Source organism: Salmonella sp. 5800 (assembly GCF_046558195.1).
Taxonomy (GTDB): domain Bacteria; phylum Pseudomonadota; class Gammaproteobacteria; order Enterobacterales; family Enterobacteriaceae; genus Salmonella; species Salmonella enterica.
Genome location: NZ_JBGDOX010000001.1, coordinates 341,381 through 363,363, shown reverse-complemented (window position 1 = coordinate 363,363; position 21,983 = coordinate 341,381). Strand labels below are relative to the sequence as shown.

Below are 21,983 nucleotides of genomic sequence, written 5' to 3'. Positions count from 1 at the left end.
CATGAAAGGTGAAAATGTAAAGATACCATAGACATTAGTATACTGGACATAGTTTATGCTCCATTTACGCATACATATTTACATGATAAGCAGATAAATGCTTCAGTGACGGTGCCTTTAATGTCTCTAAGTATCATCTTGCCACTCTATCCAGGGCCAATATAAAGACTTATCTTTGCTTGTCAAATACATTTTCTGAGCTAAGTTGATTTGCGTGCTATCTATATTTGCAAGCATATAAATTATTTGTCTTATGAACAAGCGACAACAAATCAGGAGTTCTGACGATGTTGTTATGTTTATCAAAACGTTAACTTGTTTTAATCGATAATAATCTTAATTCAGAAATATCTTAATATATACGGTTTTCGAGATAAAATTCTCAAATTAACATCGTACATCTTATGTAATAAATATAAATACGATAAATAAATCCAAAACTAAGACTGCCAACCGGATAACAAACAGCAATAAAGAGGGTTCTTCATTAAGTTATCCTGGCAACGGTTAAGGTGGTAACATTTTCGGTGGCTTTACCCATTTTAATCGTGTTCACAACACGTTAATTACCTTATGATTACCATGGTAATTAAAAATGAATCCTTGATGACTCGTTGGCTGAGTGAAAAGAAAATTCTACATCACATAGGCGCATGTATCGCGTATAATGGGCTTCGATGCCCCTAATCCTTGCTATGACATAATAATATGTATCTTAACCGCTTTTGTTATTTGCTCCTGATCTCCGCTGCGGTCGGAAGCATTTTTACATCGCATCCCGTCGCGATGTGGTTCCTGCTTGCCAATGTGCTAACGCTGGCGATCTACGGTATAGACAAAACGGCGGCACGTAAAACCTGGCGCAGAGTGCCGGAATCCACTTTATTGGTGTTTGGGGTTGTCGGTGGGTGGCCTGGTGCGATTGTTGGTCAACAACTCTTCCGTCATAAAACGCAAAAGCAGCCATTCAAAACATACTTTATCGTCAGTGTGATAGTGAGTATTGTAGTTACGGTGGCGATCTATCGACTCTATCCATTTTTGTCCTACTGAACATAGAGTATGGATCACTTATTGACCAACCGGCAGCAAAGACAACCTCATATTTTCATGCCACTGGCACTATGATATTGAACGATGTTTTACTCACGGCGTACCGCAGCCGATGGAACTTTATTCAGTGGAATAATGATGAGCTATAAAACTTTCTAACATTGTGGCAAAACAATGATGGACTTCTTGGGTTGGATGGACCAGGTCGTTGAAGACGTATTGTGGACGTATATCCAGCTGAGGGTCTTTAGCCCCGGGAACATGTACATAGCCGTGATGTGTATAAGGGTTTTCCGTATCATAACCAATATTACTGGCCACATCCATTATCACCTTAAATGCATCGGCAGTCTCGTAATAGCATATTTTGTGCTGGGGGTATTTTTCTTTTAATTCTTCAACATTAGTTTTTAACAGGGCATTGTGAGCGATGCTTTCATCCTTAAGTTTTCTTTTTTCATCAGAATGTTTGCCATAGGGTGTTAAAGACAAATCGGGAATTCCCAAGACCAATACATTATTAACTCCACCGGAAATTATTTTTTCAATATCATCAATTTGTTTCTCAACGACCATCATTACATTGTCTTTGTGTAGTGTCATATAGTCATTAGCCCCCAATAAAAATATCGCCAGGTCCTGGTGAGAAGGGGTGTAAGATGCGATTTGTCTGTCCGTATTTGATACAAAGTCGCCGAGGCAATTAAAGCATGAATAGCTTGCCGATGTACTTCCCCCTTCAGCAAAATTAAGCATCTCTTTACCTAAGAAGTGTGGGGACGATAAAAACTCAGTCCAGGTAAATCCATTAGTAAACCTTCCGCCAAAGTATTGACCATAGGAGGGTAAGATATGATGTGTTTTTTCAAACATACGCCCCATGGAGTCAGATAAACTGTCGCCAAAAAATACCAGTCTGGTAATATCACCCAAAGAAATATTTTCTGGCTTGGGATGTAACTTATTGATTTCTTTGGCAAGGCCAAAAGCTTCCGGATGACATTCAACCTCAATAGATAGAATATCTTCACCATTATCACCTTTAATAATCAACTTGTCGGCGTGTTCCTGTGATTCTATAATAAACTGTTCTTTACATCCCTGAGACGCTAAGGCTCGAAGTTTGATGTAGGCTCCGCGAACCTGTACCGGTGTTAGATTCAGTTCCTGATAGTGGTAAAGTTTAAAGATACATTCGAGCGCCTCTGCATGGTAAGTGGTGAAGAAATATGCTTTGATTTTCTCCCATAAACTTAATTCCGGAGGGCGTGCGCTTTCTTTTATCACATTAAATCTTTCAGCACTGATAGATGATGTGAAATAACCCTGTCCAACACTTAATGGCATAGTGACCTCCTTACTATATTAAACGCTTTAGCAAAGTATTAACTAGCAAATATTAGCAAGAAAAGTAATCAGGTAAATAGTGTATATTGAACTACGCTTCTTTAACAGTTTGTCGCCGTCAATGAAATATATACAGCGTTTATTATTTTTCAGGGATGTAAATATATCATCAACAACGTGAAGTTAATACCGGGTACATATTATCTGACTACTATCATTATTGAGTGTGCGCCTGGCTGAGGAAAAGTTATCAAACAGTATGCATTCCTGTTTTTAGTGTGCTGGCGTGAGTATGAGCTGGCTTGATACTCAGGAAAAACAGATAAACTTATCATCCGACTAATATTGCTAAAGTGCTAGTGTTTTATGTAACGTCTTGATTTCTATTTTCATATTAAATGTTTTTTAAGTGAGCTAACTATAATGAGTGATGATTCAATTATTAAAAACTCTTCGATGCTTTTGGCCTATTTAGGTGGTTTGGGATGGGGAAGCGCCTATTTTTATGGTTGGGGCGTCTCCGCGTACTATGGTTTCCCGTGGTGGTATGTAGGCGTCGGCCCTGACAACATTGCCCGAAGTCTATTCCATGCGATTAGCCTGATGGCTATATTCATAATAGCATGGGGTGTGGGTATTCTATTGTTTTTTCTAGTAAAGCAAAAAGCACGCATCCACGACCTTAGCTTCTTACGCCTTTTTTTGGCAGCGGTTTTGTTCTTTATTCCAATTGTTATCGAGTTTTCTCTCTTAACAGAATCGTTTTTGTGGGAGCTTTTTTTTATCATTTTACTGGTGGCTTTATGCCTATCGGTGGGGATGCGTTTTTATAGTAAATTGATGCCAGTGATTTGTTTTACGCAACTCAGTTGGGTGCGAAGACATTGTTTCACTATAGTTATGATTGGTTTTATTATATATTTTTTTATATTTTCTTTTTTTGTTGGGATCTATAAGCCACAATTAAAGAAAGAATACGAAATGATATTGTATGATGGAGGCTGGAACTACGTCCTGGCCAGATATCATGATAGTTTTATTTTGTCGAAATCCTTTACTAAAAATAACAATAGATTTATTATTTTTAGACCAGAAGATGGACACTCTTATGAAATTACCCTGGTAAAAGTCAGACTTTAATAAAATACTGGTTGGCAAGAGCGTGAAATGACGCCAGAGCTTCCCATAGCAGAGATTAGAGAAAGAACTGAGCGCCCATATCTGTAGGCTGTGGAATAGCAATACGGGCATTGCATGACACTTTATCTGACATTACCATCTGAGTGGCAGTTTAGCAGATGTTTCAGGCCAAACCCAAGTTGAATTGGACCGCTCAGAAGCCGATTACCTACATAACAAATATTGGCCGCAAGCTTATGCTGTGGGCGGAATATACGACCGCTATTATCCAGATTGGCTGTTAACTTATTTATTTTCCCATAATAACCTATAACAGGGCTCCCTGAGGCATTGGCTAGCATCTGTGCATTGGAAAAACAGCTTCCATTTGCACTATAGCAACTTATAAAGTTTATTGCCTCATGAGAGTTGCTAATATGGCGGATTGATTTGAAAAGTGATGATGAGTGACTTGCACCGGAACCGTACCGATTTTCATGTTGAACAACAAAAGGAGCACCATGTTTACAAATCGAAATAGGCATGGATTATTACCTGAGATTGATTTCAAATTAACAATAATGATGACGCTTTTGGGTATTAAAAAACTTTCAAATAACGCTCATTTGATTTTTTGTCCACATTGACTAAGCCTGGAAAGACACGGGGTTGAGATATTTTTGCTACCCGTCGGCGGTGTATCGCAGTTGTGATGTTACGTTCTTACAAGACTGACATCTGCATATCATAACCTTTATTCATTACCACCTGGTGAGTAAGTAAAAACTATTGAGCAAATATTTACTTCCGGGTAATGGGACTGGATTCACACGGCATTACCTCTGTGCCCTAGTCGGGCAGAACATTGCAGCTTAGAAAGGAAGCTTTGGCGTTTATTGTCTGTGGCCAGAAAAAGTTCCCGTGAGCTGAATATGCTGAATGTGAACTGATTCTTGATGGCCTATGCCGACAAGTTATAAGAGGTTGATTTTTATAGTGTGTTTAATTTTACAATTACATAAAAACTCTGATAGTATACCCCCCTATAGTATATGGAGGTCGAATGCCGCATTCACCTGAAGATAAAAAACGTATCCTTACCCGTGTTCGTCGCATACGCGGGCAGGTCGAAGCACTGGAACGGGCGCTTGAGTCTGGCGAACCTTGTCTGGCGATTCTGCAACAGATTGCCGCCGTGCGCGGCGCGTCTAATGGCCTGATGAGTGAAATGGTTGAGATCCATCTGAAAGATGAGCTGGTCAGCGGGGAGACTACGCCAGATCAGCGCGCGGTTCGGATGGCGGAAATCGGCCATCTCCTTCGCGCTTATCTAAAATAACAATTTCCCTCACCGTAACAGGAAGAGATATATGAAATCACGTGCAGCAGTTGCTTTTGGTCCCGGTCAGCCGCTAAAAATTGTCGAGATTGACGTTGCGCCGCCGAAAAAAGGCGAAGTTCTGGTCAAAATCACCCATACCGGCGTTTGCCATACCGATGCTTTTACCCTTTCCGGCGATGATCCGGAAGGCGTATTCCCGGCAGTACTGGGGCACGAAGGCGGCGGCGTGGTAGTCGAGGTCGGCGAGGGGGTAACCAGCCTGAAACCCGGCGACCATGTTATTCCACTGTACACGGCGGAATGCGGCGAGTGTAAGTTCTGTAAGTCCGGTAAAACTAACCTTTGTCAGGCCGTACGCGCCACTCAGGGAAAAGGGCTGATGCCGGATGGCACTACCCGCTTTTCTTATAACGGCGAACCCGTTTATCACTATATGGGAACCAGCACGTTCAGCGAATATACCGTTTGCGCGGAAATTTCTCTGGCGAAAGTGAACCCGCAGGCGCCGCTGGATAAAGTGTGTCTGTTGGGCTGCGGCGTGACGACGGGTATTGGCGCCGTCCATAACACCGCTAAAGTGAAAGCGGGCGACACCGTTGCCGTTTTTGGTTTAGGCGGTATTGGGCTGGCGGTTATTCAGGGCGCGGTTCAGGCTAAAGCCGGGCGTATTTTAGCTGTCGACACGAATCCGGAAAAATTTACGCTGGCGGGCGAAATGGGGGCCACGGACTTTATTAATCCGAATGATTACGACAAACCGATCCAGGACGTTATTGTTGAGCTTACTGATGGCGGCGTAGATTTCAGTTTTGAATGTATCGGCAACGTTAACGTGATGCGAGCAGCGCTGGAATGTTGTCATAAAGGTTGGGGCGAAAGCATTATTATTGGCGTAGCGGGAGCAGGGCAGGAAATCAAAACCCGTCCCTTCCAGCTAGTGACCGGTCGCGTCTGGCGTGGCTCCGCCTTTGGCGGCGTGAAAGGGCGCACGCAGCTGCCAGGGATGGTCGAAGATGCGATGAACGGTAAAATCCGTTTAGATCCTTTTATTACTCACCGCCTGCCGCTGGAGCAGATTAACGATGCCTTTGAACTGATGCATCAGGGTAAATCCATCCGTACTGTTATCCACTTTGGCGATAACTGATTCATCCGCCAGCGGATTTTCCGCTGGCGCTTTTCTGAATTTTCTGGAATGAATGTTGTGAAAATGTGACGAAGGCGATGCTTTTCGCGATAAGCAAACGTTACGAAGTGCCGATGACTATCTAACGGGCGTGTTTTACGCATAAAACTTACAAGAGAGTCGACGGTCATGGGCAACACATTCTCGATGCAAGCCTCGCATAAACTGGGCTTCCTGCATCATATTCGGCTGGTTCCGCTGTTTTCCTCCATTCTCGGTGGCATCCTTCTTCTTTTTGCTTTGAGCGCCGGGCTGGCAGGCTATTTTCTGTTACAGGCCGATCGCGATCAGCGTGATGTCACGGACGAGATTCAGGTACGGATGGGATTATCCAACAGCGCTAACCACTTACGTACCGCACGTATCAATATGATCCACGCTGGCGCGGCGAGCCGGATTGCTGAAATGGATGAAATGAAAGCCAATATTGCCGCTGCGGAAACGCGGATCAAGCAGTCTCAGGACGGCTTTAACGCTTATATGTCCAGAGCGGTGAAAACACCCGCCGATGACGCGCTGGATAACGAGTTAAACGCCCGCTACACCGCCTATATCAACGGCCTGCAACCGATGCTGAAATTTGCCAAAAATGGCATGTTCGAAGCGATCATTAATCATGAAAACGAGCAGGCAAAACAACTGGATGCCGCATATAACCATGTCCTGTTGAAAGCGATTGAACTGCGCACCGAGCGGGCAAGACTACTTAGCGAACAGGCTTACCAACGTACCCGGCTCGGTATGATGTTTATGATTGGCGCATTTACGTTGGCGCTGGTATTGACGTTAATGACCTTCATGGTGCTGCGTCGCACGGTGATACAACCCTTGCAGCAGTCTGCGTCACGTATCGAACGCATTGCGGCGGGCGATCTAACCATGGCTGACGAGCCCACAGGACGCAGTGAAATTGGTCGTCTGAGTCATCATCTTCAGCAAATGCAGCATGCGTTGCAACAAACGGTAGGGGCGGTTCGTCAGGGGGCGGAGGAAATTTATCGAGGCACCAGCGAAATTACCGCCGGTAATACGGATTTATCTTCTCGTACTGAACAGCAGGCTGCCGCCATTGAACAGACCGCAGCCAGTATGGAACAGTTGACGGCAACCGTTAAACAGAATGCGGATAATGCGCATCACGCCAGCAAACTGGCGGAAGATGCTTCCGGTAAAGCCAGTCGCGGAGGCCAGATGGTTTCCGGGGTCGTACAAACGATGGGGAATATTTCCACCAGCTCGAAAAAAATCTCGGAAATTACCGCCGTCATTAACAGTATCGCTTTCCAGACCAACATCCTGGCGCTAAACGCGGCGGTCGAGGCGGCACGCGCCGGGGAACAAGGACGCGGTTTTGCGGTGGTCGCCAGTGAGGTTCGTACCCTCGCCAGTCGCAGCGCGCAGGCGGCAAAAGAGATTGAAGGCTTGATCGGCGCATCGGTCAGCCTGATTGAACAAGGCTCCGAAGAGGTTATCGCTGCAGGGAGCACCATGAATGAGATTGTGGATGCCGTCAAACGCGTCACCGATATTATGCTCGACATCGCGGCAGCTTCTGATGAGCAAAGTCGCGGTATTGTTCAGGTCAGTCAGGCGATTTCTGAGATGGACAAGGTTACGCAACAAAACGCGTCGCTGGTCGAAGAGGCGTCCGCGGCGGCGGCTTCGCTTGAAGAACAGGCCGCCCACTTGACGCAAGCCGTTGATGCGTTTCGTTTACAGAATACTGGCGCGACGATGCGATCATCCTTCCTTTAATAAGCGTTGCGCCAGCGGGCTATTTTAGCCGCGGGCGCGCTTAATGTCCGACTGCCGCTATCACAGCGGCATCGATTTACGGATCGCCGCAATCAGCATTTGCGCCCCGGTTGAGAGCGGGATATCAACTCGCGTAAGAATACCTATCGGTTCGCCTGCGCTCTGGGTCGGCACGGGTAATGAGACCAGTGTCGCCTGGCGAAGATCTTCTTTAACCGCGCCAGAGGGGACGAACCAGACGTAATCGTAATCTACGGTCAGTTGTCGTGATAACGATGCGGATAGCGTTTCGATACATCCGGCAGGCATTTTACACCCCTGGCTTTGCAACAGGGCTTCCGCATTCTGGCGCGGTACCGTGCCTTTTGGCGAGACGACTACCGGCCACTCCATAACCCGACTGAGCGTGATCGTCTCCTGTAACAGGGGATGACCGGGGCGTACCACTAATTTAAGCGATTCTAAAAACAGCAGTTCGTAATTTAAACCGCCCATTAATTCCGGGTCTGACATGCGGCCAATACCCAGATCGATCTCGCCTGATTTCAGACCTGCAAGCAACATCGTATTGTTCATGGTCGCGACCTGTAACGAGGTCGATTTTTGCTGTTGATGGAACCGCCCAATAGCCGCCGGGAGTATACCCAGCGCAGCGGTGGGGAGCGCGCCAACACGCACCACATCGGCGCTGGCGTCCTCTTTGCGATTCAGCGCCTGCCCGGCGGTATTCAATGCATCTAATACTTTTACCGCATGAGTCAAAAATTGTTCGCCAGGAACCGTTAATTGCGCGCCCAGTCGCCCGCGTTCGAACAGACGGGTTCCGGTGAGTTGTTCCAGTTCGTTCAGCGTTTTAGAAAGCGCTGGCTGGCTCAGGTTAAGGGTTTCAGCCGCGCGCCCCAGAGTTCCCTGTTGCGCAACGGCGACAAATGTATGAAGGTGGCGCAACCGAATGCGCTGACTAAACAGACCATTTTTTTCCATAAGCGATGTTAAAAACAGAGCCGTGCGGGTGACAAGTAAAGTTGTTTGTTTTTGATAACCTGATAGCAAAATATTATTAACATTTTACCATTTCAAGTTACAACTGTTTTATTTTACTGATGATTCAACTGCCGTTAAGCGTGTTAAGCCGCGATCTGGTCGGGGATACGCCAGCTCATGTCAATCCGTTCTGCATAATGAATTCAGGTCGGATCACAGTTTGTAAATTCTTCTCCCCGGAATGGATGAGGTTTTCTACACTCCAGGTAACATTCACTGGAGGCATGACATTATGGCGAACACCATCACGGCAGATGAGATTCGGGAACACTTTTCGCAGGCAATGTCGGCAATGTACCAGCAGGAAGTTCCGCAGTACGGTACGTTACTGGAACTTGTGGCTGACGTGAATCTGGCGGTGCTGGAAAATAATCCCAAACTGCATGAGCAGTTGGCTAATGCCGATGAACTGGCGCGATTGAACGTGGAACGGCATGGCGCCATTCGTGTTGGCACCGCAGAAGAACTTTCTACCTTGCGTCGGATATTCGCCATCATGGGGATGTACCCAGTAAGTTATTACGATCTCTCTCAGGCGGGCGTGCCTGTGCACTCCACGGCATTTCGTCCCATTGACGAGGCTTCGCTCTCGCGTAATCCCTTTCGCATGTTCACTTCACTATTACGCCTGGAGCTCATTGAAAACGCGGCATTACGCCAGCGGGCGGCGGAAATCTTATCGCAGCGGGATATTTTTACATCGCGCTGCCGACAATTGCTGGATGAGTACGACGAGCAGGGCGGTTTTAGCGCTGCTCAGGCCGAAGAGTTCGTCCGTGAAACGCTGGAGACTTTTCGCTGGCATCGTCAGGCTACCGTTGATGAGGAAACGTACCGCAGCCTGCATCGTGAGCATCGTTTAATTGCCGACGTGGTCTGTTTTCCGGGATGTCACATTAACCATCTGACGCCGCGTACTCTGGATATCGACCGGGTACAGGCCATGATGCCGGAGTGCGGCATTACGCCTAAAATTCTTATCGAAGGTCCGCCTCGCCGCGAAGTGCCTATTCTGTTGCGGCAAACCAGTTTCAAAGCCCTGGAAGAGCAGGTGCTCTTCGTTGATGAAAAGCAGGGTACGCACACGGCGCGCTTCGGCGAAATTGAGCAACGTGGCGTCGCGCTGACGCCAAAAGGTCGTCGATTATATGATGAACTATTGCACAAGGCGGGAACGGGTAAGGATAACTTCACGCATCAACTCCATTTGCAGGAGGTCTTTAACGCCTTCCCGGATAGCGAATTTCTGCTTCGCCAGCAGGGGCTTGCCTGGTTCCGCTATCGCTTAACGCCTTCCGGCGAGGCGCATCGTCAGGCGATTCATCCTGGCGACGATCCGCAGCCGCTTATTGAGCGCGGTTGGGTGATCGCGCAGCCGATTACCTATGAAGATTTTCTTCCGGTCAGCGCAGCCGGCATTTTTCAGTCGAATTTGGGAAATGAAACGCTGGCCAGAAGGCACGGTAATGCCAGCCGCGACGCCTTTGAACAGGCGCTGGGATGTGCAGTACGGGATGAATTTTCGTTATATCAGGAAGCGGAAGAACGCAGTAAACGCCGTTGCGGTCTGCTTTAAAAGCGGTAAGCTTCACAGGCTGTGAGGATACTGTAAAAGGAAGGCGTTATGTTGAATCCCTCCATCCCGCTGGTGGCGACGCGTCACGGTAAAATCGTGGGCGTCGTACAGGAAGAAATCCATATCTGGCGCGGTATACCTTATGCCGCGCCGCCAACAGGGGAGCTACGCTGGCGTGCGCCGCAGCCTGTTACGCCCTGGCAGGATGTGCGCCAGGCGGATTGTTTCTCCTGCGCCAGTTGGCAGGATATTACCTGGTGTCGTGAACTCGGCGGCGGTGATCCGGGAAATTTTTCCGAAGACTGTCTCTATCTGAACGTCTGGGCTCCCGCCGTGCGTCATGAACCGTTGCCGGTCATGGTCTGGCTACACGGCGGCGGTTACACCATTGGCGCGGGGAGTTTGCCGCCCTATGACGGTCAAGCGCTGGCGAAGCGCGGCGCGATCGTGGTGACGGTCAATTATCGGCTTGGCCATCTGGGCTTTTTCGCGCATCCGGCGCTGGAAGGCGAAGAGGCGGAGTGTATTCATAATTTCGCTTTACTCGATCAAATCGCTGCGCTGCGTTGGGTGCAGGACAATATTGCCGCGTTTGGCGGCGATACGCAGAATGTGACGTTATTTGGCGAATCCGCCGGCGCCCGCAGCGTGCTGTCGTTGATGGCTTCGCCGTTGGCGAAGGGGCTTTTTCATAAAGCGATTATTCAGAGTGGTTATACGCTGCCGGATACGCCCCGCGAGGTGGCGCTAAAAAAAGGCGTTGCGCTGGCAGAACATCTTGGCTTAGCCCATGCCACTGCCGAACAGCTACGCGCTTTACCGGCAGAGACGTTTTGGCCGCTGGACGCGCCTTTTAAAATTGCGCCGACGCCGATTTCCGGCGACGTCGTGCTGCCGCATCCGATGCTGGAAACCTTCTTTGCGGCGAAACAGCATCCGATACCGGTGATGATCGGCTCGAATAGCGATGAAGCCAGCGTATTGGCAGTTTTTGGCGTCGATATTGCCGGTCAAATTCAAAAAATGCGCCGTGAGCGGCGTGTTGGCCTGGGGTTAATCCGGCTGCTTTATCCTGGAGTGAAAGGCGACGAAGCACTAGGGCGGCAGGTCTGTCGGGATATGGTATTTACCACGTTGGGTTATGTCGTCATGCAAGCGCAGCAGCGGATCGGCGAACCGTGCTGGCGTTACTGGTTTGATTATGTCGCCGAAGCGGAGCATAACACCTACGCGAATGGTGCCTGTCATGGCAATGAAATACCGTATGTATTCGATACGTTAACGCGGGCTGAGCCCACATGCCATTATGTGAATGAGAATGACCTGGCCTTTGCCTCGCAGGTGGCGGATTACTGGGTGAATTTCGCTCGTCATGCCAGCCGCACGCGCGACGTGCTGCACGGCCCGGTTCGCTGGCCCGCCAGCATTCGGGGGCGAGATCGTCTGTTGCGGATTGGACTGAACAAACTTGCCGGTTTTAAAGTGGAAAACCGCTTTATGCGTGCGCGTCTGGCGCTGTTTAAACGAGTCATGAAACATCACGTTAGTCTGGAATAAACTTTTCATAACCTGAAGAATGCTGCGTGAGGTTTACATCCGATTAGGTCGGTTCTTATCGACATAAAATATTTACGCTTTTGCACAGTTTCCAGGCGACCAACAATTGGATTATTAATGAATTTTGTCTAGAGTGAGCGGTCAGAAACGGGCACATTCTTGCTGCTGAAAAAACCAGCGCGGGACCATTCACAAGACCAGAAGGACTCATTTTCAGGTATGAATCGTAGACGATTTATTAAAGGTTCAATGGCAATGGCCGCCGTGTGCGGTTCCAGCGGTATTGCTTCCCTCTTTTCTCAGGCGGCGTTTGCCGCGGAATCCGATATTGCGGATGGTAAAATTGTCCGTTTTGATTTTGCTGGTCTGCAATCAATGGCCCAGGCGTTAGCGAAAAAGCCCTGGGGCGGCGCGCCGGGACCCTTGCCGGATACGCTCGCCAATCTGACGCCGCAGGCCTATAACAGCATTCAGTATGACGCGGCGCATTCACTCTGGAACGGTGTTGCCAACCGGCAGCTCGATATTCAGTTTTTCCACGTAGGGATGGGCTTTCGTCGTCGCGTACGCATGTTTTCCGTTGATACGACGACGCATCTTGCTCGTGAGATTCATTTTCGCCCGGAACTGTTTAAATACAACGATGCCGGCGTCGATACGACACAACTGGAAGGGCAGAGCGATCTCGGTTTCGCCGGTTTCCGTGTCTTTAAAGCGCCGGAACTGGCGCGGCGCGATGTCGTCTCCTTCCTGGGCGCCAGTTATTTCCGGGCGGTAGATGATACTTATCAGTATGGCCTGTCGGCTCGCGGGCTGGCGATAGATACCTATACTGACGGTCAGGAAGAGTTCCCTGACTTCACCGCATTCTGGTTTGACACCGCGAAGCCGGGCGATACTACGTTTACCGTTTACGCTCTGCTGGACAGCGCCAGCGTGACGGGCGCGTATAAATTTGTGATCCATTGCGAAAAATCGCAGGTGATCATGGATGTAGAAAACCATCTCTACGCCCGTAAAGATATTAAGCAACTTGGCATTGCGCCGATGACCAGTATGTTTAGCTGTGGGAATAATGAACGCCGGGTATGCGACACCATTCATCCGCAAATTCACGACTCCGATCGGCTGGCGATGTGGCGGGGTAACGGCGAGTGGATTTGCCGCCCGCTGAATAATCCGCAGAAATTGCAGTTCAATGCATATATGGACGATAACCCGAAAGGGTTCGGCCTGCTGCAACTCGATCGCGATTTCTCGCATTATCAGGATGTGATGGGCTGGTACAACAAACGTCCGAGCCTGTGGGTGGAGCCGCGCAGTAAGTGGGGGAAAGGCGCGGTTAGCCTGATGGAGATCCCAACCACTGGTGAAACTCTGGATAATGTGGTCTGTTTCTGGCAGCCGGAAAAAGCGATCAAAGCCGGGGATACGCTGGCGTTCAATTATCGTTTGTACTGGAGCGCGCAGCCGCCGGTACAATCGCCGCTTGCGCGGGTCATGGCGACCCGTACAGGGATGGGCGGATTTCCCGAAGGTTGGGCGCCGGGCGAGCATTACCCAGATAAATGGGCGCGCCGTTTTGCTATTGATTTTGTCGGCGGCGATCTGAAAGCGGCCGCGCCAAAAGGCATTGAGCCGGTAATTACGCTCTCCAGTGGCGAGGCGAAGCAGATTGAGATCCTCTACGTAGAGCCTTTCGACGGTTATCGTATCCAGTTTGACTGGTATCCGACCTCGGATTCTACGGCACCGGTGGATATGCGTATGTTCCTGCGCTGCCAGGGGGAGGCTATCAGCGAAACCTGGCTGTATCAGTATTTCCCGCCCGCGCCGGATAAGCGCCGTTATGTCGACGATCGTATCATGCGTTAGTCAGTTTGCCTTCTGTACCGCCACAAAGGCGGTACAGGTTGCGGAAATAGCCCTGACATAAACTCATTCGTGAGCTGCTGTTTTTGTGACACGGCCTTTTCATCGTTCTATTTTTGCAACAGTCCTTCCTGTTTATCCCTCTCGATCCTGCGGACAGGGGACATTAAGATAGCTTCACCTTATTTAAGATATAAAGTGAATATAATGAAAAAGAGTTTTCTTGGTGCTGTCCTGTCTCTGGGTTTATTAAGTGCTGCTCATGCAGATGTATATAAATTTGATAATACGCATACCAATGCGGTATTTAATATCGATCATTTCCAGACCTCAACCAATCATGGCGGGTTTTATGCTATTAGCGGCGAACTGAAATATCAGCCGGAAAAGCAAGTCGCAGAGATGCGTGTGACGATTCCTGTGAGCGCCTTAAATACCGGGGTGGATGCGTTTGATAACCATATCCGCAGTAGTGATATTCTGGATGCGGAAAAATATCCAGAAATAGTATTTAAATCGACAAAATGGCATTTTGAAGATAATAAACCAGTTTCAATTGACGGTTTGCTAACAATGAAGGGAGTAACTAAGCCCGTTACCTTAACCACCACCAAGTTTGGCTGTTATATGAGCCCGATATTCAAGGCGCAGGTTTGCGGTGGTGATTTTGTCACGCAAATAGATCGCACCCAGTGGGGTGTAGATTATCTGGTCGATATGGGGATGACGAAAGTTGTCGATATAAAAATTCAGGCAGAAGCGGTTAAGCAATAAAAGGAATAATGATGAAAACTCATCACCTCATTCGGGTAGTGGCCTCGCTGGCGATGTTGGCAACGTCAGGCCTGGCTTATGCTGAAGAGTACAAAGCCAGCACGGACGAAAAAACAATAAAAATGACGAACGTAGCCTCTCTGGAAGCGCGCGTTCAGGCCAGAATGGAGAAAGGGGCATTTGGTTATATTCGCGGTGGAGCCGAAGATGAGAATAATCTTCGCAGCAACACCGAAAGCTTTGACAAAAAATACATTATGCCGCGCGTATTACAGGGCATTGAGTTAAAAGAGATCGATTTATCAACGCAGCTACTGGGTATTCCGCTTAAAACGCCTATAATCCAGGCACCGATGGCAGCGCAGGGCCTGGCCCACGCCTCCGGAGAGTTGGCGACGGCGAAAGGCATGGCGCAGGTCGGTTCGATTTTCTCGTTGAGCACTTATGGCAACAAGACCATCGAAGAGGTGGCTAACGTTTCCGGGAAAAATCCGTTCTTCTTCCAGCTTTATATGAGTAAGAATAATCAGTTTAACGAATTTATTCTTGCACAAGCGGTAAAGCATGGCGCTAAAGCGATTATTCTGACCGTAGATTCGCCTGTCGGTGGTTATCGGGAAGAAGATATTAAAAATAACTTCCAGTTCCCGTTGGGCTTTGCAAACCTGGAAATGTTCGCCAGAAAAAATGACGATGGTTCAAAAACCGGCAAAGGGGCAGGGATAAGTGAAATTTACGCGCAGGCTAAACAAGCCTTTACGCCGGAGGATATTGCCTATGTACATCGTATTTCCGGTCTGCCGGTTATCGTAAAAGGCATTCAGTCGCCGGAGGATGCTGAAATTGCTATCCAGGCCGGAGCCGCAGGAATATGGGTTTCTAACCATGGTGGCCGTCAATTAGACAGCGGGCCGTCCTCATTCGATATGCTTCCTGCGATTGCAAAAGTTGTCAACAAGCGAGTGCCTGTTATTTTTGACAGTGGAGTACGCCGTGGTTCGCACGTATTCAAAGCGTTAGCCAGCGGAGCGGATATTGTGGCGGTTGGCCGGCCTGTATTATACGGTCTTAATCTTGGCGGCGCTCAGGGTGTGGCATCAGTGATTGAACAGCTAAACAAAGAGCTGACAATTAACATGATGTTGGGTGGCACCAGGAATATTGAACAAGTGAAAACGACACGCTTGTTAACTGAAAAAGAGCTGCCCCAGTAATATAAAGGTCGGGTACTATACCCGACCTTTTCCTGTATGATTTTCCTCAACAACGCTTCCGGTAGAAAATGACGCGCTCTGTTTCCTCAAATCCTAACGCCTGGTGAACTTTCTGGGAAATTGTATTTTCCGGCGAGGTATCGGAGGCCATTTCCCGACACCCTTTATTCGTTCCCCATCGTTGCACCGCTGCAATCAATTGTTTCGCTACGCCGCGTTGACGGAATGAGGGGAGAACAAAAATACCTTCAAGGAAAACCACGGGCGAACTGTCACAGCCATTGACATAATCGTGGCGGATTGAGGCATCCGCAAAGCCAATCGCCACCCCGTCTGCCATCGCAATAAATGATGCCAGATGATCGGCTTGCAGAATTTCTTCGCCGTCCGCCAGATGGGCGTCATCCGGGTGACCAGGCCAGAGCTGTTTTCGCAATCCGCGCCAGTGCTCCAGATGGGTTCTGTTCATTTGCCTGATGTCCATTAGCGCGCTCCTGATGAGGGGTCTGACATGATGAGACGGCATCCCGCCTGCTGATAACGTCGGGCGATAGCAGACGGGAGCGCACTGTCGCTAAGAATGGTAGTAATACAGGACAGCGTCGCCACCGCATGGGGTTCTACAGTATCAAACTTTGAGTGATCGGCCATCAATATGACCTCGCGTGAGCGCTGAATAATGCGCGTTTTAACGCCCACTTCAAACATGGTAGCGTTGGTGATGCCCGTTTCAATCGACAGCGCATCGCAGGAGATAAAGGCGCGTTCAACGGCAAAGGCGTTAATCATCTCCAGCGCCAGACTCTCGCCCACCGAAAAGTAACCGGGGCGAATCAGTCCGCCAATAATGTAGCTCTCTACGTGTGGGAAGCCACCCAGTTCATTAGCGATTTTGATGTCATTGCAAATGACTTTTACTTTGGCGTCGACCAGACATTTTGCCAGTTCCAGACAGGTGGAGCCGGAGTCGAGAAAAAAGCAGTCTCCATCCTTGATGAACGTGCGGGCGAGGGCAGCGATTTCGCGTTTCGCCTCGCTTTGTAACGTTCGCTTAACGTCGAAAACATATTCTTTATCTTCCGTACTGTCGTCGAAGTCAATACAACCATGGCCGCGAACCATACCGGGATAACGGCTGGCAATATAGTGAAAATCCCGGCGCACGGTTGCCTCTGCATAGCCAAAAAGCTCAATAGCTTGTTGTGTTGAGAGGTGCCTGTGTTGCCAAAGGTAATGCAACATCTGTTTGATACGGTCGGGGCGCTGTTGGCTCATCAGCATATGACTCCTTTATAGCGCGGTAAATTGTGACAACGTCACATCATAGTTCGCCGTCGTGAATAACGCCCGGCCGATCACCAGATGCTGTGCGCCTGCGGCGGCAAGCAGCCGTGCGGCGCGAAGTGTAATACCGCCGTCCGCCCAGCATTCCGCAGCAGGGAAATGCTCTCTGCTCTGGCTCACTTTTTCACACATCGCGGCGATAAATTGCTGTCCGCGTCCGTCGGGTTCGCTGGTCATGATCATCAGCGCATCCAGTTGCAATGCCAGATAACGATAAGTCAATAGCGGCGTTGCCGGGTTAAGCGCCAGTCCTGCTTTCGCCCCGATAGCGCGAATATCCGCCAGAATCTCCGAGGGGTTTTGCACGCTTTCGGCATGAATGAAAATCCAGCCGGGGCGAATAGCTGCAAGCCAGGGTAACCAGCGTTGCGGTGATGAGACCATCAGGTGCAATGAGAGCGGATGGCGAGTGTATTGTGCGACTGCCTGAATGGTTTTCATACCGAAGGTAATATTGTTGATGAAACTGGTATCTTCGATATCCAGATGCAACGAGCCGAGGGGCGCATCGTGTAAAGCGGTCAACGCCTCGGCATAGCGCAGCGGATCGGCGGAGGCCAGTGAAGGGTGCAGGATCATCGAAACCTCCATCAGCGCAATGCGGTTAATTGCGCGAAAAGCGCGGCATCATTTGGCGCATCTTGCAGCATCGCGACGCTTTCCGGCGAGTCGAGCCACTGGCTGATGCGTTGAATGGTGCGAATATGTGCTTCGGCATCCGTGGCGCTGGCGCAAAGCAACAGCCAGATGGGATCGCAATCCGCATTACCGAAAGCGACCGGCGTTGCTAACGTAGTGACGCTGATTTGATTATGGTTAGCGCCTTGCTCTGGTCTGGCATGGGGCAGCGCAATCCCCGGCGCGATAAGATAATATGGCCCCCATTTAAGGGTGTTCTCAATAATACCGTCCAGGTAGCAGGGGGCCGCCGCGCCGAACGTAATCAGCGGACGAACGGCGATATCCAGCGCGTGTCGCCAGTCGCTGGCATGGCGTTGCGCCTGAACCCACTTAACATCATTAATCATCGATCGTTGACTCCTTGCCGGTTCGGGTTACTCTGGAACCGATCCCCGGCGTGTCTTTTGGCGAAGGCGACGGAGATCGGCAGAAGAGTTATCGCTCTCTGCAGGGGATAAGCGTTTTGCTTATCCCCATTTTATTGTCGGATATGGCGTACTTTCTCCATAAACTTCGCCACGCGCGCCTGGTCGACAAAGTTGGCGAAGACGCCGTCTTTTTTAAACGTGGTTGCCGTTACGCATCCGTCGGCAATGCAGAGCTGCTCCTCGACGTTTTCCAGACACACCCCGGTATTCGCCAGCACGACCGTGTCGGGGACGGTCTCTTTTACTCGCTTCAGTATGGCGCTATCCGTGCGAGCGCCCGCCGTCAGCCCCGAGACGCACAGGGCATCGGGGTTATTGTTAAATACGGTCGATTTCGCAATTGAACAGACATCGCGGTTTCCCAGATACACCGCCGCTTCCGGCACGATGTTAAACAACGTTTTCACGTGGCCTGCGCCGATGCGATGCTGATGGCGAATGGTTTCGCCGACATTCGTATCCCAGACGCCAAAATCGCTGGCGTAAGCGCCGGTGAAAATTTCGCGGATAAATTTTGCGTCGGTCGCCATCGCCAAATCAAACGAGGCCACAGGGTCCCACAACACGTTTACCCCAAACGGTACGCGGATTTCACTCATTAACTGACCGATGATTCTTGCCATCGCGGCGGTCGTTTCCGGTCTGACTTTCGTTAAATAAGGCAGACTAAATTCGTTGGAGAACATCACCGCATCCACGCCGCCATTTTGTAGCGCCATTAAATCGTCATGGGCGCGGTCAATTACCCAGTTCATGCCTTTCCTGGTATCGAACCCGGGATCGCCCGGCAACGCCCGTAAATGGCACATGGCGATAACGGCTTTTTCTGTTCCTATTACCTCTTTTAGCCAACTCATTCTGGGTTGCTCCTTATTCCGGTAGTTCACGTTTACGTAAGACAAGTATGATGCTGGCGACAATGCCGACCACAATCACCACGCCAATCATGCCCAGCGACATCAATTCAGATATTGACCAGCCAAACATATTTCCCACCGACAGCGCAGTAATTTGCGCGTTTTCAGCGGCGAAGCTAAAGCCGCCTTTGAGCGCCATATCGGTAAAGTACGGTGCGAACTGGGTGGCGATCAGCAGAACGGTAATCATGACAATGATGCCGCTGAGCAGAGTACGAATCAGATCGCCGCGATGAATAACCGTGGCCATGCAGATAAAAAACGGCGCAACCGGTAAATCAGCCAGCGGCAGGACTTTATTGCCCGGCAGTATGCTCGCCAGAATTAACATGATGGGAATTAACAGCAGTCCAACCGCGATGGTGGTCGGGTGGCCTAACGTCACTGCGGTATCCAGACCGATAAAGACTTCGCGCCCTTTAAAGTGTTTCTGGAAGAACTTACGCGCGCCGTCGGAAATGGGCATTAATCCCTCAACGATAAGGCGAATCATGCGCGGAAACAGCACCATAATCGCCGCCACGGTAATCATTAAGGTTGCGCACCCTTTAAAGCCTTCGCCTGCGGCAAGTCCGAAGATCAGCCCGAGAACAACGCCAATAATCACCGGGTCGCCGACCATCCCATACCGTTTTTGGATCTCCTGAGCGTCAATATTGCGTCCTTTCATAAACGGTATTTTTTCGTATATTGCATCCAGCAATACGAACAACGGCACGGAACTGGAGCCATACCCTTGCGGAATAGAAATCCCTTCCAGACCCACAATGTTCTGTACTCGTTTCGCCGTCCAGTCGGCCATTTTCAACGACAAGGCGGCGTGACAAATCGCGCCCAGTACGCCATAAATCAGACTGCCGGTCATCAACTGGACGACCGTTCCGGTAATGGCGTAGTGCCAGTAGTTATAAATATCAACGTTCATGGTTTTGGTCAGACGAGTCACCAACATACCGACGTTGAGCAGAAAGATAACGGGAATGATCATCGCGCCGATGGCCGTCGCATAGCCGACGCCGGATGCGGGCCCGGCACCGACGTCAAACACATGCAGCGTCAGGCCAAAACGCTCAATCATCACTTTAATCGGCGGACTGAGACTGTCGATCGCCATGACGATCACCAACCCCATGCCGACAAAACCGATGCCGACCGTCACCCCGGATTTCACTGCCTGCAGCCAGGGAATACGAAAGATTAAGCCGATGATAATCATAATGATGGGCACAAAAACGGTGCCGCCGAGAGACAGGATGTAATCAAACATAATGCCCCCTTTATTGTGTTAACAGCGCCTTGATTTCTTGTTTTAATGCGTCGTCGTTGATGCCTGTCAGCAGGGCGGCGCCGTTGAGCGTCGGGATGCCATAGTCACTGTGCGTACGCATGGACGTTACGATGAGATCCATACCGTTACAGTTCAACGGGATCTCATTCAGACAACATTGCGCCGTGGTTGCCGCAATGCCTTGCTCCGCGAGAAAGTCCTGCAATTTTTGTGCAATCATGGTTGATGTCGACATGCCGGTACCACATGCCACAAGGATCTTTTTCATCATGGTCGTGCCTCTTGTGTAGCGCCTGTTTCAGGCTCAATGGGAAACTGTTCTGGCGACATATTGGCCAGCGCAGTCAGTAAACGGATACAATCAGTCAGGTCGCGCAGGCTGGCGACTTCGGCTGGCGAGTGGGTATAGCGGCAAGGAATAGAAAGGCTGGCGCAGGGAATACCGTCCAGTTCAACCTGAATGTAGCCGGTTTCGGTGATGACGCCTGGCGCGACTTCTCGCTGTACGGGAATATTATTTTCGTGCGCGGTGGTCTCCAGCATCCGCAGCAAACGCGGCGGCGTAATCAGTCCCGCCAACGTACCGCGTCCGTGATAGTTCAGACAGGTGATGCCGACGCCGTGGTTGACCCGCACATCCGAGTAATCCTGCAGGTCAGGCGTGTCGCAGGATGGGGTGATATCAATACCAATCGCCAGGTCGGGGCGCACGCGTCGTAAAACGGGAATAATGCCGCGAATATTGAACTCTTCCTGCACCGACGCGACCAGGAATACCGCGATATCGAGCGGTGTGGAGGCGAGGGCCTCGGCGACGCCCAGTAGCGCCGTACACCCCAGCCTGTCATCCAGCGCCTTACTGCATACCAGGTCGTTGCCCAGACAGTGCGGCGGGTTGTAAAGGGTTACTGGCGTCCCCACCTGAATACCCATTCGTTCGGCATCCGCTTTATCTTTTGCGCCGATATCAATCCAGAGTTTATCGAGAGCGGGAGGCTGGGTGCGCTCGTCACCCTTCGCGAAGTGATATGCTTTAATACCGATACAGCCCATGATATCGCCTGAACGTCCGGCAAGCGTCACAATCGAACCGGGCATAGTAATTTGCGCCGGGCCGCCCACGCGTTCAAAACGTAAAAAACCGGAGGGTTCGATCTTGCGTACCATAAAACCCACTTCATCCATATGCGCAAAAATCATCAGGCGAAGCGCGTCGGATTTATCGCTGCCATAACGGGCGACGACATTGCCCAGGCGATCCCGCCAGACGTCTTTGGCCTGCTGTTCAAACGCGTGCTGCATAACGTTTGCAATACTGCTTTCATGTCCTGAAATCCCGTTTAGCCGCAGTAAAGAAAAAAGCGTTTCCTGCACAGAAAAGGTCATTGGCGTCTCCGTGGTGATAAAACAATCAGTCGTTGAGCGTTTTATAGGCGGAGAATGGTTGGATAAGTGTGAAATGTGTCACGCGGAAATACGCTAAATA

Annotated in this window: 21 protein-coding genes; 10 read left to right on the top strand and 11 right to left on the bottom strand. The window is 49.8% G+C overall.

Annotated elements, in window-relative coordinates; all coding sequences use genetic code 11:
- The first annotated feature begins 708 nt into the window (after window positions 1-708).
- Window positions 709-1,053, top strand: a complete 345-nt coding sequence (locus tag ACLJZ5_RS01770) for a DUF1294 domain-containing protein (RefSeq protein WP_000281190.1) — start codon at window positions 709-711, stop codon at window positions 1,051-1,053.
- Window positions 1,054-1,173: 120 nt separating this feature from the next.
- Here ACLJZ5_RS01770 and sseJ read toward each other — a convergent pair whose 3' ends face one another.
- Window positions 1,174-2,400: an SPI-2 type III secretion system effector SseJ gene (sseJ, locus tag ACLJZ5_RS01765; protein WP_024797924.1), complete on the bottom strand. Its 1,227-nt coding sequence runs from the start codon at window positions 2,398-2,400 to the stop codon at window positions 1,174-1,176.
- Between the two features lie 423 nt (window positions 2,401-2,823).
- Between sseJ and ACLJZ5_RS01760 the strand changes: the two genes are divergently transcribed.
- Window positions 2,824-3,540 (top strand): hypothetical protein, encoded by a 717-nt coding sequence (locus tag ACLJZ5_RS01760; protein WP_410958870.1) that lies wholly within the window; start codon window positions 2,824-2,826, stop codon window positions 3,538-3,540.
- Between the two features lie 122 nt (window positions 3,541-3,662).
- Here ACLJZ5_RS01760 and ACLJZ5_RS01755 read toward each other — a convergent pair whose 3' ends face one another.
- Window positions 3,663-4,064: an effector protein gene (locus tag ACLJZ5_RS01755; protein WP_077914037.1), complete on the bottom strand. Its 402-nt coding sequence runs from the start codon at window positions 4,062-4,064 to the stop codon at window positions 3,663-3,665.
- Window positions 4,065-4,582: 518 nt separating this feature from the next.
- Here ACLJZ5_RS01755 and ACLJZ5_RS01750 point away from each other — a divergent pair.
- The 3 genes from ACLJZ5_RS01750 (at window position 4,583) to ACLJZ5_RS01740 (ending at window position 7,802) form a co-directional block, all read left to right on the top strand.
- On the top strand, window positions 4,583-4,858 hold the full coding sequence (locus tag ACLJZ5_RS01750) for a metal/formaldehyde-sensitive transcriptional repressor (protein WP_001120770.1): 276 nt from the start codon (window positions 4,583-4,585) through the stop codon (window positions 4,856-4,858).
- Between the two features lie 31 nt (window positions 4,859-4,889).
- Window positions 4,890-6,008, top strand: a complete 1,119-nt coding sequence (locus ACLJZ5_RS01745) for an S-(hydroxymethyl)glutathione dehydrogenase/class III alcohol dehydrogenase (protein ID WP_000842141.1) — start codon at window positions 4,890-4,892, stop codon at window positions 6,006-6,008.
- 168 nt (window positions 6,009-6,176) lie between these two features.
- Window positions 6,177-7,802, top strand: coding sequence for a methyl-accepting chemotaxis protein (locus tag ACLJZ5_RS01740; protein WP_024797925.1), 1,626 nt, complete (start codon window positions 6,177-6,179; stop codon window positions 7,800-7,802).
- Between the two features lie 60 nt (window positions 7,803-7,862).
- On the opposite strand, the gene ACLJZ5_RS01735 is transcribed toward ACLJZ5_RS01740, so the two are convergent.
- Window positions 7,863-8,786 (bottom strand): LysR substrate-binding domain-containing protein, encoded by a 924-nt coding sequence (locus ACLJZ5_RS01735; RefSeq protein ID WP_000414259.1) that lies wholly within the window; start codon window positions 8,784-8,786, stop codon window positions 7,863-7,865.
- Between the two features lie 292 nt (window positions 8,787-9,078).
- On the opposite strand from ACLJZ5_RS01735, the gene ACLJZ5_RS01730 reads away from it, so the two are divergent.
- The 5 genes from ACLJZ5_RS01730 (at window position 9,079) to ACLJZ5_RS01710 (ending at window position 15,839) form a co-directional block, all read left to right on the top strand.
- Window positions 9,079-10,422, top strand: coding sequence for a VOC family protein (locus ACLJZ5_RS01730; protein ID WP_024797926.1), 1,344 nt, complete (start codon window positions 9,079-9,081; stop codon window positions 10,420-10,422).
- 48 nt (window positions 10,423-10,470) lie between these two features.
- The gene (locus ACLJZ5_RS01725) at window positions 10,471-11,979 is read left to right on the top strand and encodes a carboxylesterase/lipase family protein (RefSeq protein WP_000933978.1); all 1,509 of its coding nucleotides are present in this window, start codon (window positions 10,471-10,473) and stop codon (window positions 11,977-11,979) included.
- 219 nt (window positions 11,980-12,198) lie between these two features.
- Window positions 12,199-13,854 carry a glucan biosynthesis protein D gene (locus ACLJZ5_RS01720; protein ID WP_001081947.1) on the top strand — a complete coding sequence of 552 codons (1,656 nt, stop codon included), beginning with the start codon at window positions 12,199-12,201 and terminating at the stop codon, window positions 13,852-13,854.
- A gap of 195 nt (window positions 13,855-14,049) precedes the next feature.
- Window positions 14,050-14,625, top strand: coding sequence for a YceI family protein (locus ACLJZ5_RS01715; protein ID WP_001024319.1), 576 nt, complete (start codon window positions 14,050-14,052; stop codon window positions 14,623-14,625).
- An 11-nt stretch (window positions 14,626-14,636) separates the two neighbouring features.
- Window positions 14,637-15,839 (top strand): lactate oxidase, encoded by a 1,203-nt coding sequence (locus ACLJZ5_RS01710; protein ID WP_024797927.1) that lies wholly within the window; start codon window positions 14,637-14,639, stop codon window positions 15,837-15,839.
- Window positions 15,840-15,885: 46 nt separating this feature from the next.
- Here the strand turns inward: ACLJZ5_RS01710 and aac(6') are convergent, their stop codons facing one another.
- The 8 genes from aac(6') to ACLJZ5_RS01670 all read right to left on the bottom strand — a co-directional run bounded on the left by aac(6') (window position 15,886) and on the right by ACLJZ5_RS01670 (window position 21,883).
- Window positions 15,886-16,323: a cryptic aminoglycoside N-acetyltransferase AAC(6')-Iy/Iaa gene (gene aac(6') / locus ACLJZ5_RS01705; protein WP_023218173.1), complete on the bottom strand. Its 438-nt coding sequence runs from the start codon at window positions 16,321-16,323 to the stop codon at window positions 15,886-15,888.
- Window positions 16,323-17,114: a DeoR/GlpR family DNA-binding transcription regulator gene (locus tag ACLJZ5_RS01700; RefSeq protein WP_001670738.1), complete on the bottom strand. Its 792-nt coding sequence runs from the start codon at window positions 17,112-17,114 to the stop codon at window positions 16,323-16,325. The genes aac(6') and ACLJZ5_RS01700 overlap by 1 nt, the downstream gene beginning before the upstream one ends.
- Window positions 17,115-17,129: 15 nt before the next feature.
- On the bottom strand, window positions 17,130-17,762 hold the full coding sequence (locus ACLJZ5_RS01695) for a ribulose-phosphate 3 epimerase family protein (protein WP_024797928.1): 633 nt from the start codon (window positions 17,760-17,762) through the stop codon (window positions 17,130-17,132).
- Between the two features lie 11 nt (window positions 17,763-17,773).
- The gene (gene sgcA / locus ACLJZ5_RS01690; RefSeq protein WP_000606454.1) at window positions 17,774-18,211 is read right to left on the bottom strand and encodes an SgcA family PTS sugar transporter subunit IIA; all 438 of its coding nucleotides are present in this window, start codon (window positions 18,209-18,211) and stop codon (window positions 17,774-17,776) included.
- 131 nt (window positions 18,212-18,342) lie between these two features.
- Complete coding sequence (gene sgcQ, locus ACLJZ5_RS01685) at window positions 18,343-19,149, bottom strand: BtpA family protein SgcQ (protein ID WP_000118615.1); 807 nt, start codon at window positions 19,147-19,149, stop codon at window positions 18,343-18,345.
- Between the two features lie 13 nt (window positions 19,150-19,162).
- Window positions 19,163-20,476, bottom strand: a complete 1,314-nt coding sequence (gene sgcC, locus ACLJZ5_RS01680) for a PTS sugar transporter subunit IIC SgcC (protein WP_024797929.1) — start codon at window positions 20,474-20,476, stop codon at window positions 19,163-19,165.
- A gap of 10 nt (window positions 20,477-20,486) precedes the next feature.
- Window positions 20,487-20,768: a PTS sugar transporter subunit IIB SgcB gene (gene sgcB / locus ACLJZ5_RS01675; protein WP_000976132.1), complete on the bottom strand. Its 282-nt coding sequence runs from the start codon at window positions 20,766-20,768 to the stop codon at window positions 20,487-20,489.
- Complete coding sequence (locus ACLJZ5_RS01670; protein WP_000144624.1) at window positions 20,765-21,883, bottom strand: M42 family metallopeptidase; 1,119 nt, start codon at window positions 21,881-21,883, stop codon at window positions 20,765-20,767. The genes sgcB and ACLJZ5_RS01670 overlap by 4 nt, the downstream gene beginning before the upstream one ends.
- Window positions 21,884-21,983 lie beyond the last annotated feature (100 nt).

Coding starts and splice junctions, on each gene's coding strand:
- ACLJZ5_RS01770 (WP_000281190.1), top strand. CDS start 709: ATGTATCTTAACCGCTTTTGTTATTTGCTCCTGATCTCCGCTGCGGTC.
- sseJ (WP_024797924.1), bottom strand. CDS start 2,400: ATGCCATTAAGTGTTGGACAGGGTTATTTCACATCATCTATCAGTGCT.
- ACLJZ5_RS01760 (WP_410958870.1), top strand. CDS start 2,824: ATGAGTGATGATTCAATTATTAAAAACTCTTCGATGCTTTTGGCCTAT.
- ACLJZ5_RS01755 (WP_077914037.1), bottom strand. CDS start 4,064: ATGCCTATTTCGATTTGTAAACATGGTGCTCCTTTTGTTGTTCAACAT.
- ACLJZ5_RS01750 (WP_001120770.1), top strand. CDS start 4,583: ATGCCGCATTCACCTGAAGATAAAAAACGTATCCTTACCCGTGTTCGT.
- ACLJZ5_RS01745 (WP_000842141.1), top strand. CDS start 4,890: ATGAAATCACGTGCAGCAGTTGCTTTTGGTCCCGGTCAGCCGCTAAAA.
- ACLJZ5_RS01740 (WP_024797925.1), top strand. CDS start 6,177: ATGGGCAACACATTCTCGATGCAAGCCTCGCATAAACTGGGCTTCCTG.
- ACLJZ5_RS01735 (WP_000414259.1), bottom strand. CDS start 8,786: ATGGAAAAAAATGGTCTGTTTAGTCAGCGCATTCGGTTGCGCCACCTT.
- ACLJZ5_RS01730 (WP_024797926.1), top strand. CDS start 9,079: ATGGCGAACACCATCACGGCAGATGAGATTCGGGAACACTTTTCGCAG.
- ACLJZ5_RS01725 (WP_000933978.1), top strand. CDS start 10,471: ATGTTGAATCCCTCCATCCCGCTGGTGGCGACGCGTCACGGTAAAATC.
- ACLJZ5_RS01720 (WP_001081947.1), top strand. CDS start 12,199: ATGAATCGTAGACGATTTATTAAAGGTTCAATGGCAATGGCCGCCGTG.
- ACLJZ5_RS01710 (WP_024797927.1), top strand. CDS start 14,637: ATGAAAACTCATCACCTCATTCGGGTAGTGGCCTCGCTGGCGATGTTG.
- ACLJZ5_RS01700 (WP_001670738.1), bottom strand. CDS start 17,114: ATGAGCCAACAGCGCCCCGACCGTATCAAACAGATGTTGCATTACCTT.
- ACLJZ5_RS01695 (WP_024797928.1), bottom strand. CDS start 17,762: ATGATCCTGCACCCTTCACTGGCCTCCGCCGATCCGCTGCGCTATGCC.
- sgcA (WP_000606454.1), bottom strand. CDS start 18,211: ATGATTAATGATGTTAAGTGGGTTCAGGCGCAACGCCATGCCAGCGAC.
- sgcQ (WP_000118615.1), bottom strand. CDS start 19,149: ATGAGTTGGCTAAAAGAGGTAATAGGAACAGAAAAAGCCGTTATCGCC.
- sgcC (WP_024797929.1), bottom strand. CDS start 20,476: ATGTTTGATTACATCCTGTCTCTCGGCGGCACCGTTTTTGTGCCCATC.
- sgcB (WP_000976132.1), bottom strand. CDS start 20,768: ATGATGAAAAAGATCCTTGTGGCATGTGGTACCGGCATGTCGACATCA.
- ACLJZ5_RS01670 (WP_000144624.1), bottom strand. CDS start 21,883: ATGACCTTTTCTGTGCAGGAAACGCTTTTTTCTTTACTGCGGCTAAAC.